The 17,138-nt window shown below is 44.6% G+C and carries 15 protein-coding genes; 6 read left to right on the forward strand and 9 right to left on the reverse strand.

Annotated features, from left to right (window positions below; genetic code table 11):
* Positions 1-130: 130 nt before the first annotated feature.
* The 4 genes from WR49_RS08880 to WR49_RS08895 form a co-directional block, all read right to left on the reverse strand.
* The gene (locus WR49_RS08880) at positions 131-1,162 is read right to left on the reverse strand and encodes a LacI family DNA-binding transcriptional regulator (protein WP_046223762.1); all 1,032 of its coding nucleotides are present in this window, start codon (positions 1,160-1,162) and stop codon (positions 131-133) included.
* Positions 1,163-1,412: 250 nt separating this feature from the next.
* Positions 1,413-2,489, reverse strand: coding sequence for a porin (locus WR49_RS08885; RefSeq protein WP_046223763.1), 1,077 nt, complete (start codon positions 2,487-2,489; stop codon positions 1,413-1,415).
* A gap of 199 nt (positions 2,490-2,688) precedes the next feature.
* Positions 2,689-3,705 (reverse strand): nuclear transport factor 2 family protein, encoded by a 1,017-nt coding sequence (locus tag WR49_RS08890; protein WP_046223764.1) that lies wholly within the window; start codon positions 3,703-3,705, stop codon positions 2,689-2,691.
* Between the two features lie 162 nt (positions 3,706-3,867).
* On the reverse strand, positions 3,868-5,163 hold the full coding sequence (locus WR49_RS08895; protein ID WP_046223765.1) for an MFS transporter: 1,296 nt from the start codon (positions 5,161-5,163) through the stop codon (positions 3,868-3,870).
* 348 nt (positions 5,164-5,511) lie between these two features.
* On the opposite strand from WR49_RS08895, the gene WR49_RS08900 reads away from it, so the two are divergent.
* Both WR49_RS08900 and WR49_RS08905 read left to right on the forward strand, forming a co-directional pair.
* Entirely contained in the window at positions 5,512-7,053 is a 1,542-nt protein-coding gene (locus WR49_RS08900; protein ID WP_046223766.1) for a sodium:solute symporter family transporter, read from the forward strand.
* Between the two features lie 26 nt (positions 7,054-7,079).
* On the forward strand, positions 7,080-8,450 hold the full coding sequence (locus WR49_RS08905) for an L-serine ammonia-lyase (protein WP_046223767.1): 1,371 nt from the start codon (positions 7,080-7,082) through the stop codon (positions 8,448-8,450).
* A 99-nt stretch (positions 8,451-8,549) separates the two neighbouring features.
* On the opposite strand, the gene WR49_RS08910 is transcribed toward WR49_RS08905, so the two are convergent.
* Positions 8,550-9,035, reverse strand: a complete 486-nt coding sequence (locus WR49_RS08910; RefSeq protein ID WP_016798110.1) for an Lrp/AsnC family transcriptional regulator — start codon at positions 9,033-9,035, stop codon at positions 8,550-8,552.
* Between the two features lie 121 nt (positions 9,036-9,156).
* On the opposite strand from WR49_RS08910, the gene WR49_RS08915 reads away from it, so the two are divergent.
* Complete coding sequence (locus WR49_RS08915) at positions 9,157-9,756, forward strand: LysE family translocator (protein ID WP_046223768.1); 600 nt, start codon at positions 9,157-9,159, stop codon at positions 9,754-9,756.
* A 134-nt stretch (positions 9,757-9,890) separates the two neighbouring features.
* On the opposite strand, the gene ahpF is transcribed toward WR49_RS08915, so the two are convergent.
* Both ahpF and ahpC read right to left on the reverse strand, forming a co-directional pair.
* Positions 9,891-11,483, reverse strand: coding sequence for an alkyl hydroperoxide reductase subunit F (gene ahpF / locus WR49_RS08920; protein ID WP_046223769.1), 1,593 nt, complete (start codon positions 11,481-11,483; stop codon positions 9,891-9,893).
* Between the two features lie 207 nt (positions 11,484-11,690).
* Complete coding sequence (ahpC, locus tag WR49_RS08925) at positions 11,691-12,248, reverse strand: alkyl hydroperoxide reductase subunit C (protein WP_016798107.1); 558 nt, start codon at positions 12,246-12,248, stop codon at positions 11,691-11,693.
* A 451-nt stretch (positions 12,249-12,699) separates the two neighbouring features.
* On the opposite strand from ahpC, the gene WR49_RS08930 reads away from it, so the two are divergent.
* Together WR49_RS08930 and WR49_RS08935 are read left to right on the forward strand one after the other, a co-directional pair.
* Positions 12,700-13,191 (forward strand): VOC family protein, encoded by a 492-nt coding sequence (locus WR49_RS08930; protein WP_046223770.1) that lies wholly within the window; start codon positions 12,700-12,702, stop codon positions 13,189-13,191.
* A gap of 369 nt (positions 13,192-13,560) precedes the next feature.
* Positions 13,561-14,010, forward strand: a complete 450-nt coding sequence (locus WR49_RS08935; protein ID WP_046223771.1) for a septal ring lytic transglycosylase RlpA family protein — start codon at positions 13,561-13,563, stop codon at positions 14,008-14,010.
* Between the two features lie 75 nt (positions 14,011-14,085).
* Here WR49_RS08935 and WR49_RS08940 read toward each other — a convergent pair whose 3' ends face one another.
* Both WR49_RS08940 and WR49_RS21445 read right to left on the reverse strand, forming a co-directional pair.
* Positions 14,086-15,816, reverse strand: coding sequence for an amidohydrolase (locus WR49_RS08940; protein WP_046223772.1), 1,731 nt, complete (start codon positions 15,814-15,816; stop codon positions 14,086-14,088).
* Between the two features lie 125 nt (positions 15,817-15,941).
* A complete protein-coding gene (locus WR49_RS21445) occupies positions 15,942-16,118 on the reverse strand; it encodes a hypothetical protein (RefSeq protein ID WP_167514255.1) in 177 nt (58 codons plus the stop codon).
* 52 nt (positions 16,119-16,170) lie between these two features.
* Here WR49_RS21445 and WR49_RS08945 point away from each other — a divergent pair, with 52 nt between their 5' ends.
* Positions 16,171-17,133, forward strand: coding sequence for a helix-turn-helix transcriptional regulator (locus tag WR49_RS08945; protein WP_017057001.1), 963 nt, complete (start codon positions 16,171-16,173; stop codon positions 17,131-17,133).
* Positions 17,134-17,138 lie beyond the last annotated feature (5 nt).

Consider the following 17,138-nt stretch of genomic DNA (forward strand, 5'->3'; position numbering starts at 1 on the left):
AAAGTGATGGTTTAAAGTGAGCAGCTCAACCAATTAGGAAGCCTTGGGAGGCGATGTCGTACTCAAAAGTGCCTGTATTTGGGGCGTTTAAATGCGTACTTTAATCATGTAAAAAAGGCTGCAGAAAACGCTATTTTGCTTTCAACGTGGTGTTTCGTTCAATGAATTTCACTGGCACCATCAGCTTAACCAAGCTAGTGTCTTGCTCTTGAATCTGGCTAACGACAATTTTCACGGATTCACGTGCAAGGCGTCTGAAATCTTGCTTGAAGGTAGTGAGTTGGTAGTTCAACCATTGAGTCTGTGGGATATCATCAAAACCAATCACTTGAAGATCTTCTGGAATACGCAGGTTGAACTCTAAGCGCGCCACATCCATCACAGCCATTGCTAGGTTATCTGTCGCACAGAAAATCGCTTGCGGGTGTGTGGGTTCTGAAAATAGGGCGCGAATAGTATCCAGTGAATCAAGGTAGTCATAATCAGCTTCAATCACACGAGCTTGTTTGCCCGTTAGGTCTTCGAATTCTGAGCAAAATCCTGCCTCGCGTTCGCCGTTGGTGTAGGTCGGGACATTACCTGTCAGGTAAACCGCTGATTTTGTTCCCACGCTATGAAAGTGTTGAGCGGCAACTTGGCCTGCAGCGTAGTTGTCGCTCACCACATGGCTACTCTTAGTCCCTTCAACAACACGCGCAAACTGGACGATAGGGATGTCGAATTCATCACACTCTTCATAAAGCGATTTATTAAAGGTCGCAGAAGCAGCAATCACTCCATCAACTCGGTATTGGAAGATATTAGGAATAGAGTGGTTGTCATTTCCATCAACTTGCCAAGGAATCAATACCGCTGAGTAACCCTGTTTTTGTAGCTCAGTAGAGATAAGCTGCAGAGTTTTCATGTGGATAGGGTAGTCGGCATCTGGGAAAACTAAGCCAATCAATTTGGACTCATTTGTCGTCAGACTGCGGGCAAAGGCATTGGGACGATAATTCAACGATTTTGCTGCATCGAACACTTTTTGCTTGGTCTTTTCAGACACTGAACTACCCGGGACAAATACACGAGATACAGTTGATTGAGAAACGCCAGCAAGTTTAGCGACGTCTTTAGAGGTGACGGTTGGCTTTGACGCCGTGGAGTGTTTTGGAGAGCTCATAGGCCATACTTTTGAACCAAATTAACTGAGCTCAGAGTAACATATTTAGGTACGTACTCATAAAGTAATACCAAGGAATGATATGAAAAATAAGGAATAATGACTATTTTTAATTTGATGTTGGGTATAACCCATTCTCTGTGTTGGGAAAACAGTATGATTATAGAGATAGTGATTAAAAAGCTCTGCGTAAGAGCAGAGCTTTAGATTTCGAATTTACCCATAAAATGAGCAACATGCCGCTACATCGTTAGAAGTAGTAACGGATACCTGCAGCGAATTGGTCATCGCTATTTTCGTAATGGTTACCAACAGATTTGTCGTCGCCATTATCAAACTGGTATTCCGTCCAAACTAAGAACTTATTCTTCTTAAAGTGGTACTCAAGGCCAGGAATAATAAGCTGGCGTTCGTAGCCGTTTGCGTTGTCGTCGGTATCCGTTAAGTAGTTCACGTTAAAGGTTGGACGCAGACCGTTTTCAAAGTGGTAGTAAGTGAAGAATTCTGCACCGCGGTGGTCGTAGAATTCAGCTTGGCTGGTGGTTTCCCAGTTTGAACCTTGGCTGTAGGTGAAACCAACGAATAGACCGTCATTGGTATAGTTAACACCTAATAGACCAATGCGTTGTGTATCACCATCTTTGATATTTTTAACGTCCGCATCGACATCATCAAACTCATTCTGATGGTAAGCTAAACCAATCGTTAGGCCATCCATAACAGTGTACAACGTTGACGCGCCCATACCGTTTTTCAGCGTTGCTGTTAAGCCGTCAGCTAGGCCAACATCTTCGCGAGTGGTTTGGTAAGTGAAGCCGTATTTCCAGTTGTCGCTAATGCTGTTGCGGTAAGTAATCGAGTTCTCGGCACGACCTGTACCTGACGCAATACCCCAGTCAGATAGGTTGTAGTAACCAGAACCGCGCGAACCGAATACTCGACCCATATCGGTAAACCAAGCCACATCGTAGAAGGTAGACCATTGTTTAGTACCTGCTGCGATCTTGCCGTATTTGTCGTGCTCTACGCCTGCGTATAGAAGTCGGTCGTAAATATTGTCGCCGTTAGCACCTGAGTTGTAACCCCATTCAGCATGGCCAAAGCCAGTCCAGCCGTTATCGAGTCCCATTTGACCTTTAAGGCCGAAACGAGAACTACCGCTGTTCCACTCATCGTTGTGGTCGCCTCCCTTATCTTGGTAACGAACGTCAAAACGACCGTCTAAAGTAAGGCTATCGCCTGCGTCATTGGTAAAAGTGTGTGCAGCAAAAGCAGAACCTGAGGTCAGTGCTGTCAGGATCACTGCAGAAAGTATCGACTTGTTCATTGTTGTTCTCTTTATTCAGGCCGCAGAAAGCCACCGTGCTTTCAAGCCCGTTATATAGGTAATGGTTTGGCAGGGTGTGCCCATCCGTGAGGCACAAGTTGGTTATCTTGGGTGGAGCAAGTTGCCGAGGGCGAGAAGGAGCCCTCCGCAGTCATGCCTGCCTAGCGTAGGTAAGGACTAGGTAGGCAATAGGACATGGTTACAGCGTAGGGTTCATGATAGATGAAGTGCGCTCGAACACGTCTAGACCTTGCTGTTGTAGCCAGTAAGGAAGGTCGATAAGCACCCAGTTCTCAGAAAGTTTGTCACCGTCGCGGTAGTAAACGTCAACCACTTGCATGTTTGCACGCACTTCGCCGCCTGTCATACCTAGGAAGCCACCTGTTGGTGTGTTTGATAGGTTTGGCCAACCGAAGAAACAAGAAAAGTTACCTTCAGCGAAACGACAAACGTGACCATTGAACTTCTTATCTTTCAGGTTGTTACGGAAAGGAAGTTGGTGCTGTTGTTGGTAGCGAGGAATTGTGTAAGACGCGCCGATACCACATGGGCCGTACCAAATCATGTCTTTTGACCAGCTCTTCGCGAGTACTTCTGGTGGGCAACCCATCGCGCCGCTGTCGTTAAGAGCAGACAGGTCATCAACCATTTTGTTTACTAGAGCAAGAGTCGCAACGCCTTCTTCTGCAGCCGCGTCTTCAAACAACAGACCATCGTGATTACGTGGGCCAGGGTATACGAAGTGCTTACCTGTTGATGGTGGCAGTGGGTAGCAACCCGCTTGGTCCATCATGCCTAGAAGATCTAGGAACAGGCCTGTCTTTGTTATTTTGCCATTAACAACACAGTTAAATTCTGCGTAGCGAACGTTCATGATCTTGCCAGTAGGGCGCATGCCTAGGTATTCAGCGTCGAACAGACCCATGAAGTGACCCATGCTCATTACCCAAATCTCATCAGGGTTAACTTCGTTGTTACCGCCGATGAAGATATCTTGACGACGCTGCATGCGTGTCATTGATTTCATCATTGGAGCCCAGAATACGTCAGCCGCAGCTTGAGCGCCTTCTTGCTCGCGGAATGGGTAAACACCGCGCCATAAGTAATCTTCAGACGTGTGTGCTTTTAAAACTTCAGCAACGTTTTCGTGAGTAGCGTTTTCCATTGCGTCAAAGTAGTCACGAACAATGCGTTTAGCTTCTTGATATTTAGACATAATTAATTCTCGTTTTGTTGTCGAGTCAACATTCGGAACAGGACTCGATTTGGATTTTGTTACCGGCTGACTTATCAACCGGATTGATGTTTGTTTCGTCTCTTTAGACGTCTTCAACTTTTAGAGGTTTTCAACTTTTAGAAGTCTTCAACTAAAGGGGGATTAAGCTTTTGCTGTTTCCGCTTTTTTGCTCTTGTCGAAAATGCCGCCTTTCAATGTTTCTGGTAGAGATAGCCACAGTAGACCAGCTAGAATCCATACGATTGGCGAGCCCCACATTGCCGTTGCAAGGTCGCTGCGCTCTTGAATGAATACCAACACCATTGGTGCCCACATGCCGATGATACGACCACCGTGGAACAGAGCTGCACCGAAGCTACGTAGGTGAGCTGGGAACAATTCAGAGAAGTAACCACCCCATACTGCAGAAGCAGACAGACCGAAGTTGTAGATAAGACCTAGGATAGCCAGCATGTTTAGGCTGCCGATCATCACGTCGCTTGGTGCGACGAAGAAGACTGAAGCCATGACACCCGCAAGGATGAAACCAAATGCGTTCACTTTACGGCCGTATTTGTCGGCGATTGCACCCCATACCCAAGCCCCGAATAGAGAACCGAATGCTGAGATAGAGAAGATGATGCCGATAGTTGAACCGTCAAATTGGCGAACTTCTTTCAGGTACGTTGTCACGAAGCCTGAGAAGAATTGGTAGCCGTAGAAGTTAAGACCAGCCAGTAGTAGACAAGTGATGGTTAGCTTGCGGTAAGGCGCGCTTAGCATTTCACCCCAAGAACCTTTCTTCGCTGGTTTATTCGATGCTTCAGCCGCGGCTTGATCTTCTTCACCGTAAGCGATCACTTTCTTGTCGCTAGGCAGGATGAAGATCATCAGTGCAGCAGCAACTAGAGGAGGAATACCACCTACCCACATTAGGCTCTGCCAAGGGGAATCGATGCTAGAAATGAACGCCGCGTATGCGCCCATTGCCATTAGGGCAACCGAGAACATAGAAGAAGCGAATGCCGTTAACTTACCGCGAACGCTTGGCGTGAAGAGGCCGATCATTAGGCTTACTGCTACGGTGAAGTAGCCACCTAAAGAAATACCGATGATGAAACGCATTGCTGCCCACATCGCGTAGTCAGTAAACATCATGTTGATGATGGTTGCGCCACCGTTCAGTGCAGTGATGACAATAAGAGTCGATTTCTTACCAAAGTTTGATGCCACCCATGCACAGCTCAGAGCACCAATAAGTGCACCAACCGACTGCCATGTATAGAACTGAGCGGTATCCGCCAAGTTAATACCATCATACGCATCAACGATGTATGGGCGTACGTAGTCAATAATTACAAAGTTATAACAATAGAAAAAGTAGCCAACTAGAATTGCAAGATAAGCAGCTACCCTTTGAATCATAGGAACTTCGCTCATGTGTTTTTTAGTAGTCATGACCGATAAACCTTTATTTTTTATAGGGTGTTTTTAGTTTCGATTATTGTGTGGTGGTTATTGAACATCACCACACCATCTTCATTTCGGGAGAGATAATAGAATTTTTGTGGTTATTAGATCCGTGATCAAAGTCAATTTTAAAATGAGTGCGTACCCATTTTGTGTATTTTGGTGATCTTGATCTCATTAGATCGTTGTTTTGGGACTTTTTGGGCATTTAGAGTGTTTAATCATCTATCTTAGTGACAATACTCACACTTATTGTGGGTTTTTGAGGGAAAATATCCATTTTTGAGTAATATTGGCGGCGAATGAATTGCGAAATATAATAAACGGAATCTAAAAATGGTTACGTACTCAAGTTTTGTGGTTATTGCTTTGTATGTACTAACCACTCTATTTATCAGTTACTTAGTGAATAAGCGTTATGCCGTTGGTGGCGATTTCTCAACGGGCGGAAAGCAATTTGGTTGGTTTACGGCAGGTGTGTCGATTCTTGCAACCTACATCAGTGCGATGACGTTCGTGGGCATGCCTGGCTGGGTTTATAGCTCTGGTATGGAAGCGATGAGCGTTCATTTAAATTACCCAATAGTGATCTTTTTCGCTGTGGTTTTCTTTGTTCCAGTGTTCTACAAACTCGGCCTGACCTCGATTTATGAATACTTAGAGCACCGCTTTGGCGTTTTTGCTCGCACGATCAATTCCATCGTGTTTATTGTGGTTCAGTGTATTTCGGCTGGTGTGATTTTGTATGCGGTTGCACTAATCTTGGTGCAAGTGTTGCCGGTGAGTATCTCCGAGGCGATCATCTACATCAGTTTGTTTACCGCTCTGTATACCTATGCGGGCGGTATCTCGACTGTCATATGGACAGACATGTTGCAATCGGCGGTGCTGATCATCGGCAGCATTGCGATCTTTGTTTTATTGCTGATGAAGATTGATGCAGGGGAAGTGTTGTCTCCTGAACATCTGAATATCATCAACCTCGATTTTGACTTGGGTGTTGATACCACATTGTGGGCAGGCGTAGTGGCAGTGAGCTTCTTGCACCTGAGTGTGTATGGCACTAATCAGTTGATCATTCAAAGAACATTGGCGACCAAGAACGTGAAGACGGCACAAAAATCCATGCTGCTTTGTGGTTACGGCGCGTTCTTTATTTACCTGTTTTTCTCTGTAATGGGCGTTCTTCTGAGTGTCTTTTATCAAGACCAAAGCTTTGAAAACAGCAACGAAGTGATTCTCGATTTTGTGTTTAACCATACCAACCCAATCGTTGTTGGTTTGGTGATTTCTGCGCTTTCGGCTGCGGCAATGTCGACACTGGATTCTACTTATAACTCAATGGCGACAGTGGCAACGTTCGATTTCTATAAGCGCTTTTTCCGTGACAAGGCTTCCGATGCACATTATGAATCGGTGGCAAGAAAAATGAGTTTAGTTGCAGCAGCTTCAGTTGTAGTACCTGCTTTGATGGCGGTTTCTAACGAATCTGTGCTCAAAACTATTGCCAGCCTGACCTCTATTTTTGTCGGTATTCGCCTTGGTTCTTTCATCCTGGGTTTGTTCTTCAAACAAGCGAATGAGAAAGGGGTGATTGCAGGCAGTATTGGCAGCGTAGCTGTCGTATTCATCGCCAAATACAGTGGAATAGCTTGGCCTTGGTTTGCCTTAATTGGCACGGTGGTTTTCTTAGTGTTAGGTGTTGTTGTGAGCCGTTTCTGGGGAGAAGTGACACAGCAACAAAACGAATTCATCACCAAGCAAAAGCACTTGTTCGCTAAGCCCACCGCGAGTCACTATGGCTTGTTGGTTTTTGCGGTTGTGACGATCGCTGCTTGTACTGTTATCCCTGATTGGCTTTATGCCGCTCTTTCTTAATTGACCGATTCTTTACTGGTATATCTATGTTATCGATCTTTGATATCTACAAAATTGGTGTGGGGCCATCGAGCTCACACACTAACGGCCCAATGATTGCGGGTTTCCATTTCACACAATTAATCGCTGATAAAATCGCTGAAGTGACGCGTGTTCAGGTGGATTTATACGGTTCTTTGTCATTGACTGGCATAGGGCACCACACCGATAGAGCAACCATCTTGGGTTTGCTTGGCAATAAGGCAGACACCATTAAGATCACCAGCGCTAATGAAGCGATGCGACGCGCTATCGACAGCGGTGAAATGCAATTGAGTGGGAGCCACGCGATTGGTTTTAACTATCAAACCGACATGCTCTTTCATGAAGACAATCTGCCTTTACATGAAAATGGCATGATGATTACCGCGTTCGATCAAACTGGGAAGGTAATTGTCGATGAAACCTACTACTCGATTGGTGGTGGTTTTATTGCAACCGCGGATGAGTTGCAAAACGGTACCAAAACTGAATCGGTAGAGGTGACTTATCCTTTTAAGAACGCCGATGAAATGCTGAAACAAGCTGAAGACAACGGCATGAGCCTAGGTGGAATGATTCTGAAAAATGAATCGGCCTTCCAAGATGCTGATACGATTGCAGAAAAGGTGGATCAGATTTGGCGCGTGATGTCGCGTTGTATGGAACGTGGCTTTGAGACGGAAGGTATTCTTGATGGCGGCTTGAACGTCACTCGCCGTGCGCCAAACCTATTGAAAAAGTTAGAAGCGAATGCTGCCGTTGAAAACGATCCAATGGAAATCATGGATTGGATTAACTTGTTTGCCTTTGCTGTCAGTGAAGAAAACGCGGCTGGTGGCCAAGTGGTGACGTCACCAACCAATGGTGCAGCGGGCGTTATTCCTGCCGTATTGATGTATTACCATCGCTTCATTAAAGAGTTGGATACCAAGCAGTTAAAAGATTTCTTAGCGGTATCAGGCGCGATTGGCATTTTGTACAAAACCAATGCTTCTATTTCTGGTGCGGAAGTCGGGTGCCAAGGTGAAGTAGGGGTGTCGTCTTCTATGGCGGCTGCGGGATTAACGGCACTACGCGGTGGCAGCAATGAGCAGATCTGTATTGCCGCAGAAATCGCGATGGAACACTCGTTGGGTATGACTTGTGACCCAATTGGCGGCTTGGTTCAAGTGCCGTGTATTGAGCGAAATGCGATGGGCGCGATGAAAGCCATCAACGCATCACGCATGGCTTTGAAGCGTAATAGTAAATCTTTGATCTCGTTAGATAAGGTTATTGCGACCATGTATCAAACGGGTAAAGACATGAACAAGAAATATCGTGAAACGTCACTCGGTGGTTTAGCCTTGATCCATTTGGCTCACCCTTGTGAATAGCTAAGCCAGTTAACCCAGTAAATAGTAACGTTAAGCCCAGAGCTTTAGACTTGAGAAATCTATCGCGGCTGGGCTTTTTGTTTTATGTGTTTTAGGGAGCTAATCTGAAAGCGGCAATCGATAGCTGTTTTTCAACTCTTTTACCGAGATGTTCGATTGAATCGCGCTCACGCCTTTCACTCTTCTGATCGAGCTAATACGCTCAAAGTACTCTTCCAAATCTTTCGCCAACACTTGCACCATGTAATCGGCGCCGCCTGCAATACAGTGACACATAGGAATCCAATCGGTTACTTCGACAAATTCTTCAAACGGTTCTGTGTTTTCTACTTCATGGTTGCCTAAAGTGACAAGAGTAAAACCAGCCACATGAAAGCCTAATTTTTTACGATTCAGCTTAGCGGCGTAACCATCGATGTAGCCAGTTTCTTCCATACGCTTCCAGCGGCGCCAACATGGAGTTTCACTGAGGTTCACTTTCTCTGCGAGCTTACTGTTGCTCATGCGTCCGTCTTGTTGGATATGTTCTAAGATGGCGATATCTGTGTCATCTAACACTTCTTTGGTGGATTCTTTCTGTTTCATGGTTTTTTTAGAAAAGTCTTGCTCAAATTTGCATTAATATTAGCCTATATAGCAATTTAATTCCTAGTCGAATCTGTAAACTCTCTCCCTATAAATCTTTACTTATCAGGAGTGAGAGGAAATGAGCTCTCAATTAATGCTGGCGTTCTTGCTATTTTCAACATCAATTGCAATTACACCTGGGGCAGGCAATATCGCATTACTTGGGATTTCAAGTCGTTATGGATTTGCTGCGACTTTACCTTTTATCTCTGGGAACGCTGTTGGCATCATCATCGTACTGGCGGGTTCTAGTGTCGGTTTGGTGAGCCTATTTACCCTTTACCCAGAGCTATACAACGTTTTGAAATACGCGGGTGCGGCTTATTTGCTGTTCATGGCGTGGTCGATTGCGAACATGCAAATCGAAGAAAGCACTACCGACAATCGTTCAGGTTTTATGTCTGGTGTGTTGGTGCAGGTGTTAAACCCTAAAGGTTGGATTGCGTCATTAACCGTGTTTTCACAGTTCATTACTCCGAATGCCGATTACTTGATTCAAGTCGTGACCATTATCGCGGGTATGGTGATTACCGGTGTACCGTGCATGTTGGTGTGGGCGTATTGCGGCACCATGCTTAAAAAGTTGCTGCAATCACCAAAACAGATGATGTTTGTGAACCGTTGCTTGGGTGGAAGCTTAGCGATGGTGGTTGCCTTCATGCTTTATCAACCGGCGTAAATTACAAAGAAAAACCACTCCTAAATCCATAGGAGTGGCGTCTAAATGTCGACTAAGTCGTTAACAGTAAAGAATTAAGTTAACAAATATTTAAGGAACTTGAGTTAAAAGCTTTAAGCTTTTCAGTTTAAAGCTTAAGCTGTTTCAGCCTCTTTAACTGGAGCTGAGTTACGGATTAGGTGGTCAAATGCACCTAAGCTTGCTTTTGCACCTTCACCCATCGCAATGATGATCTGTTTGTAAGGTACGGTTGTTACGTCACCCGCTGCGAATACACCTTTCATTGATGTTGCGCCATGAGCGTTAATTTCAATTTCACCGCGTGGTGACAGCTCAACTTTTGAACCCTTCAACCATTCGCTGTTTGGCATCAGACCGATTTGAACAAAGATACCCGCAAGTTCGATCTGTTTTAGTTCATCGGTGTTGCGGTCTTTGTATTCCAGACCGGTTACACGGTTGCCATCACCAATTACTTGCGTCGTTTGCGCCATCTTGATGATTTCGATGTTTGGTGCTGCGTTCGCTTTGTCGATAAGCACTTGGTCGGCACGCAGTGTGTCTGCAAATTCAAGTACGGTTACGTGTTCAACAATACCCGCTAAATCAATTGCCGCTTCGATACCTGAGTTACCACCACCGATAACCGCTGTTTTCTTACCTTTGAACAATGGACCATCACAGTGTGGGCAGTAAGCGACGCCTTTATTCCGGTACTCTTGCTCACCCGGAACGTTCATTTCACGCCAGCGAGCACCAGTACTTGTGATAACCGTGCGAGCTCGCAGTGTTGCGCCGCTCTCTAGCTCAACGTGGATGTAACCGTCTTCAGTGTCTTCTGCCGCGATGATGTTTGCAGCGCGCTGCTCCGTCATCACTTCAACACCGTACTCTTTTACGTGCTCTTCAAGGCTTGCCACTAATTTAGGGCCAGTTGTCGCTTTCACTGAGATAAAGTTCTCAATCGCCATAGTATCCATTACTTGACCACCGAATCGGTCAGCAACCACACCTGTGCGAATGCCTTTACGTGCTGCATAAATTGCCGCTGAAGAACCAGCAGGGCCACCGCCGACAACCAATACATCAAAGGGTGCTTGTTGGTTTAGGTTCGCTGCTTTCTTTTCTGCTGCGCCTGAATCAACCTTGTTCAGGATCTCTGCCAGTGACATACGACCTTGACCAAATAGCTCACCATTAACGAACACGCTTGGTACTGCCATGATGTCGCGAGACTTCACTTCGTCTTGGAATGCTGCGCCATCAATCATCGTTGTCTTAACCAGAGGATTAATCGCCGACATCATATTGAAGGCTTGAACCACTTCTGGACAGTTTTGGCATGAGAGTGAGATGAAAACCTCTACATTAAGCTCTTGATCGAGTTCTTTAATTTGTTCGATTACGTCAGCTTCAAGCTTGATAGGGTGACCACCACTATGAAGCAGTGCAAGTACCAGTGATGTGAACTCGTGACCCATTGGTAAACCCGCGAAACCGATCGCAGTGCCTTTCTCTTGGTTTACGACCTGCATGATAGGGCGGCGAGTACTAGCGTTATCATCTCGAATTATTTCAATTTTGTCGGTGAGAGATGCGATATCATTCGCCAGATCTTGAAGTTTGTTCGCGGTATCGCTGCTATCAAGGCTCAGTACTAACTGAACATTGGTTTTTAGGTTTTCTAGGTATGCTTTTAGCTGCTGCTTCATTGCTTGATCTAACATAATCGTGCCTGCTCTTAAATTCTGTGTCTTGGTATTGACCAATACCTTCTTGCTGAAAAAGGAAAATAAAAAGGGGGCGCAAGTCGGCAAATATTGTGTTGTTGATGGCTTGAAAGGGTGGCGCGCAACTGCCCTTTAGGAGGGAGGCCGAAGCGCGCCTGTAGAACCGTTTTATTTGTTCTTTCGTTTAGCTTGGCTTAGATTAAATTAAATCTTGCCTACTAGGTCTAGAGATGGCGCTAAAGTCTCTTCGCCTTCTTTCCATTTAGCTGGGCAAACTTCACCTGGGTTAGCGGCTACGTATTGTGCTGCTTTAACCTTGCGTAGTAGGTCTTCTGCGTCACGGCCGATGCCTTCAGCTGTGATTTCCATTGCTTGGATAACGCCTTCAGGGTCGATTAGGAACGTTGCACGGTCTGCAAGGCCTTGACCTTCACGCATAACGTTGAAGTTGTTTGTGATGTTGCCCGTTTGGTCACCTACCATGAAGTATTCGATAGTGCCGATTTTGTCAGAAGTATCGTGCCATGCTTTGTGAGAGAAGTGCGTGTCAGTTGATACTGAGTAAACTTCTACACCGCGAGATTGAAGCTCTGCGTATTTGTCTTGTAGGTCAACTAGCTCAGTTGGACATACAAATGTGAAGTCTGCTGGGTAGAAGAAGAATACAGCCCACTTGCCTTTAACGTCTTGCTCAGTGATTTCTACGAATTCGCCGTTTTTGAATGCTGTTGCGTTGAATGGTTTGATTTCTGTGTTGATCATGATTTGACTCTCTTTCTAATTTGTAGTGTTTAACGCTATCCCGCGTCGATGTAGATATATTGCATTGGCGCCGAAAATTAGTGAAATCGGACATTTCTATAGATTCAATAGGCAAATCCTATCTTTGATAGAAGAAGGCTATCGATAAAAGCTATCAAACTAGGGCTAGGTTCTATTTGGGTAGCTATGCTCTTTAGGTTGTTCTCTATTTAGGCTTACCTCTATTCACGTGAGCCTCTATGTATCTATGTATCTATGTAGGCAAGGGCAGGTGTAGCTTCTTTAAGGGAGCTGAGATCTCTGTAAATTTCAAGATAATAAAAAATTATCATTAATATAATTTATGATAATTTCATCTAATGATCACATCTCCATATACTCTCTCCATCGAAACGAAATACCGAAGCGAGTCTTCGAAAGCACAGAATTTAAAACGAATTTGGAGAAAGTTATGAAAATGAATCACGTAGGCATCATGGTTGGCGACATGGACAAAGCAGTCGAGTTTTATACGAAAGCTTTAGGTCTAAGAGTCGTAATGAACAACACTAAAGTAATGGAAGAGCGCGAATCAGCAATCGGCCGTATGTGTATTGCCGTATTTGGTGAAGGCTTCAAAGGCTTCAACATTGCACACCTAGTCACATCTGATGGTATTGGTGTTGAGCTGTTCGAAATGGTTGACCGTGAAGAGCGTCATAACGTTGATTTCTCTCGCCTAGGCATTTTCCACTTCTGTCTGCAGCTTCCAAAAGAGCAGTTTCATTCAGCGATTAAGCGTGTTGAAGAGTTTGGCGGTAAGGTTCGTATGGACATCATGCGTTACCACCCAGAAGACGAACTAAAACAAGCACAAATGGTTTACCTAGAAGACCCGTTTGGCAACCTATTCGAATTCTACTCGCACACATACGAAGACACGTACGCGACTGACTACGAGTAATCGCGTTACTACCTGTCATAAGGTTGAAAAACCGAAACTCTCCCTAAAGAGGATTGGTAGAGATACCAATCCTCTTTTGTGCAACTATTTTTTGGGAAAGTAGAGGGTACTTACATCGGCGTGGGTACAAATAATTTGGCCTTAAAATGTTCTCTTTTAGTGTTTATTCGTATGGATGGTCAATAAATAGATAACTTGAATGTGTTGTGAAAGTTGACGTTTTGAAGATAAAACCTTTCATGAATATGACTGAAGCTAGCATGCTTCATGAAAACATTGTCGAATCACACTGGTGATAGCCTTCGTTGAGAACTCACAATACTCAGCTCAATACTGCTAAATCGCACTACAATGAAAATAGATAATTACATGAAGAAGATCTACTCAAATAGTATGAAAAAACTAAACCTTGTCTTTGCCGCTTTTCTTATTACTTTGCTTGCCGGGTGCTCGTCTCATGCGGCTGTCGATACTTCAAAAACAAAGGGCTATGCCAAGTCACATGATCTTGTTGGTAAAGCTTCTTGGTATGGCGATAAATTCCATGGAAAACTCACAGCAAGTGGTGAGACGTATAATATGAATGCAAATACTGCAGCTCATAAAACCTTGCCCTTTGGGACTATCGTGAGAGTGACCAATACAGCCAATAACAAGTCTGTCGATGTAAAAATTAATGATCGGGGTCCCTATGTAAAAGGCCGAGTGATTGACCTTTCCCACAAAGCATTTTCCCAAATAGGTAACGTTAAGCAAGGAACGGTGCCTGTTAAAATTGAGGTTGTTGATGGCAGTAATACCTTTAGGTACAAACACTAATTACTTCCTAATCTCCTCCTTTAATCTACCTCTGAGATCTGTATCTCTTCACGCTTTTCGGTGCGCTTGTTAGCCTTATTTCTCGTAAACCACATCCCCACGTAATACCGTCATCAAAACCTGAGTCTTGGCTATTTGTCTTGCTGATACGGTGGTGATGTCTCTGTTTAGAATGGCAAAGTCAGCCGATTTACCAACCTTAATAGAGCCCGTAATGTCTTCAATTCCAAGGCTCTTGGCTGCATTGAGCGTGTAAGCGTCTATTGCGGTGTAAATATCGGTTAAGCCGGTTTTGCCCATGATTAAGCTGTTCGCGATGCCTGCTAAAGGATTGATATCGTGTACGTTCCAGTCACTGCTTAAGGTGATATTCGCGTCGGTCTTGAGTATCGCGTCGAGGTTCATCATAGCTTTAGCTCGGCGAGCACCAAGGAAAGCTTCGGCCCATTGGTGTTGATGCCTTGCAACGTAATCAGAGCCGACTTGGAAATCTGCGGTCACGTCTAATTGGTGAAAGCGTGGCACATCTTCATCATTGATTAATTCGACATGGGTTAGGGTGTAGGGTTTGGTTGAACCTTGTTTGCGAATGCTTTCTATCGCATCAAGCGATTCACGAACCGCTCCATCACCAATGGCATGAATGTGGGCGCTAAAACCTATTTTTTCGAGCGCAGTTAGCCACTCTTTCATTTGTTCCGGCGGAATATAGTTCAAGCCATTAGGAGACTGGGAAAGATAAGCATCTAAGTAGGGTGCGAGCGTTTTGGCGGTGCCGTTGATGAAGATGCCGTCGCTGTACATTTTCACCTGATCGACAAGCAACAGACGGCTTTTATCGTCGGAATACATCTTTTCAAAGACTTCTAATTGAGAAGGTATTGCCATTGATGGATACACCCAAGGTCGCAGCGACACGCGCGCCGTTAAGTCTTTATTTTGCTCGGCCTCTAGCCAAACGTCATACCAACCTCGTTTCCAATACATGCGACCGTCGCCAATGGTGGTGATGCCGTGGGCTGCCGCTTCCTCAAGCCCGAACATTAAGCCTTGGTAGCTTTGCTCAAATAGCTCGCTTTGGCTGTTCCACGCCATCTCCATGATTTGGTCGCCAGCGTTATCTAATAGAATGCCGTTAAGCCTTCCGTTATCAGGATTCTTTAAATAAGCGCCGCCTTGTGGATCTGAAGATTGTTGGCTGATTCGGGCTATTTTCAGTGCTTTCGAGTTGACCCACATCGAGTGTGAAGTCTGCTCCATGATCACCACCGGGCGATCTGGGAAGATACTGTCGATGATTTCAAGTGGCGTGTATTCGGAGTCGCTATCGAGCGTCGCTTCCAAAGAAAAACCATAACCCATTAGCCAACCTCTGCCATCGGTATCAGCATTGATTTTACAAGCTTCTAAGTAGGGGATTTGTTCTTCTAACGTCGCTTCAGAGTCGAGCTCACAATTTCCCCCCAGCTCTGAGGCGGCTTCAAACACATGGTTATGGTTGTCAATGAACCCAGGAAGGACAAAGGCATTGTCTAGATCAATGACATCAGTGCTTTGCCCTTGAAAAGTTTGCGCCTGCGATTGGTTACCGATGAAGATGATCTTGCCTTTGTGGGTAACGATCGAGTCCGACTCGCGATGTCCGTATATATCTGCATTGATAAAGATCTGATCAGCACTTTGGCTTTTAACGGCTGTTTGCTCATGAACAACGGTGTTGGTTTGTGCAAGAACCGGCGTTACGGCCGTTAAGCTTGCGAGTAATGCTATCCATGCAGTGTGTGGCAGAGTGAGCTTATTGTTCATTATTATGTATTCCATATTCCACTGTTTAGTAAGTATAGAAAGCGAGTGGCAAGTGTGAAACTCTACATGAATGACAAATTAAAACCGATATTAATCAATAAATTGTGGTTTGAATAAGCTTTTCATCACGACTCTTGTCTTAGGCTTTTACGCAGATCTTTTTTGTATTCGTCATAAGATTTATAGCCATAGAGTTTCCAAGTGTGATCACCCTTAATGTTGTGGTTGTAGGTGATCTCACCGATCCACTGCTGACGTGTGGCAAGAATCATATCGCGAATTTTTAATAATAAAGTGTCCATAGTTGCTCTCCTGGTTAAGTTCACTTGCAGTATATTTAGCGGTGACAACCGGATGAGTATTGTTAGTGCAATTTTCAATACTTTTCAGTCAAAACTCTCATTTAGATGGTTTGATACGTATACTTTCAATATTAAAAAGTCACTGAGCATTGCAATGAAGGGTTATTTGGAAAAAGTGCCACAACGAATTGGCACGTCATGGCGTTACAAGAGAATTATTGAGAACAGTAAAAGCTATGGTTGGCACCGACATGAAGAGTATGAGATAGCGATTCATCGTCACTTTTTTGGTCATAGCCTTGTTGGGCATCACCAAAGTAATGTGTTTCACAACCACATGATTTTGGTTGGTCCAGATCTACCTCATGCCATCTATTCGGACGAGAATCCTGATGACTCGCGAGTCTGTGAAACGCATGTTATTTGGTTTCGAAAAGACTGGATAGAACAATTAATAGCCTGCTGTCGGGAGCTAGAACCGCTGCGTACACTGCTGGAAGATTCAAAGAAAGGGCTACAGTTTTCGCCCGCTACCGCAGAAAAAGCAACAGAACTGTTGAATAAGGTGATGGTTCAGTCGCCACATCAACAACTTCTTACATTATTCGCTCTGTTTTCGTTATTACTTGATGATCAGGAGGTAGTTCAATTGATCAACCCTATGTTCAATTCAGGTGACGAAGATGAGGTCAGCGATAAGCTGGATAAGATTGAAGCTTTCTTGGTGAATAACTTTATTCGCGATATCTCGGTTAACGACTTAGCCAGTCACCTGTACATTAGTGAGAGTAGTGTTAGGCGGCTATTTCAAAAGCATTACAACGAGAGTTTTAGTCAACGGCTAAAGAAAATTAGGCTCAATGTGGCATGTGATTTATTGATTAACACCTCATTACCAGTGAGTTTGATTTTGGAGAAAGTAGGGTATGACAATCAAGCCAATTTCAATCGTCAGTTTAAATCGTATAAGCAGGTGACACCGACTCAATATCGAACAGCAATGAAACGTCATTGATTCAT

Source organism: Vibrio sp. ECSMB14106, from assembly GCF_000972265.1.
In the GTDB taxonomy this organism is placed as follows: domain Bacteria; phylum Pseudomonadota; class Gammaproteobacteria; order Enterobacterales; family Vibrionaceae; genus Vibrio; species Vibrio kanaloae.

Coding starts and splice junctions, on each gene's coding strand:
- WR49_RS21445 (WP_167514255.1), bottom strand. CDS start 16,118: ATGGACACTTTATTATTAAAAATTCGCGATATGATTCTTGCCACACGT.
- WR49_RS08885 (WP_046223763.1), bottom strand. CDS start 2,489: ATGAACAAGTCGATACTTTCTGCAGTGATCCTGACAGCACTGACCTCA.
- WR49_RS08910 (WP_016798110.1), bottom strand. CDS start 9,035: ATGAAACAGAAAGAATCCACCAAAGAAGTGTTAGATGACACAGATATC.
- WR49_RS08915 (WP_046223768.1), top strand. CDS start 9,157: ATGAGCTCTCAATTAATGCTGGCGTTCTTGCTATTTTCAACATCAATT.
- ahpC (WP_016798107.1), bottom strand. CDS start 12,248: ATGATCAACACAGAAATCAAACCATTCAACGCAACAGCATTCAAAAAC.
- WR49_RS08945 (WP_017057001.1), top strand. CDS start 16,171: ATGAGTATTGTTAGTGCAATTTTCAATACTTTTCAGTCAAAACTCTCA.
- WR49_RS08895 (WP_046223765.1), bottom strand. CDS start 5,163: ATGACTACTAAAAAACACATGAGCGAAGTTCCTATGATTCAAAGGGTA.
- WR49_RS08940 (WP_046223772.1), bottom strand. CDS start 15,816: ATGAACAATAAGCTCACTCTGCCACACACTGCATGGATAGCATTACTC.
- WR49_RS08905 (WP_046223767.1), top strand. CDS start 7,080: ATGTTATCGATCTTTGATATCTACAAAATTGGTGTGGGGCCATCGAGC.
- WR49_RS08890 (WP_046223764.1), bottom strand. CDS start 3,705: ATGTCTAAATATCAAGAAGCTAAACGCATTGTTCGTGACTACTTTGAC.
- ahpF (WP_046223769.1), bottom strand. CDS start 11,483: ATGTTAGATCAAGCAATGAAGCAGCAGCTAAAAGCATACCTAGAAAAC.
- WR49_RS08880 (WP_046223762.1), bottom strand. CDS start 1,162: ATGAGCTCTCCAAAACACTCCACGGCGTCAAAGCCAACCGTCACCTCT.
- WR49_RS08900 (WP_046223766.1), top strand. CDS start 5,512: ATGGTTACGTACTCAAGTTTTGTGGTTATTGCTTTGTATGTACTAACC.
- WR49_RS08935 (WP_046223771.1), top strand. CDS start 13,561: ATGAAGAAGATCTACTCAAATAGTATGAAAAAACTAAACCTTGTCTTT.
- WR49_RS08930 (WP_046223770.1), top strand. CDS start 12,700: ATGAAAATGAATCACGTAGGCATCATGGTTGGCGACATGGACAAAGCA.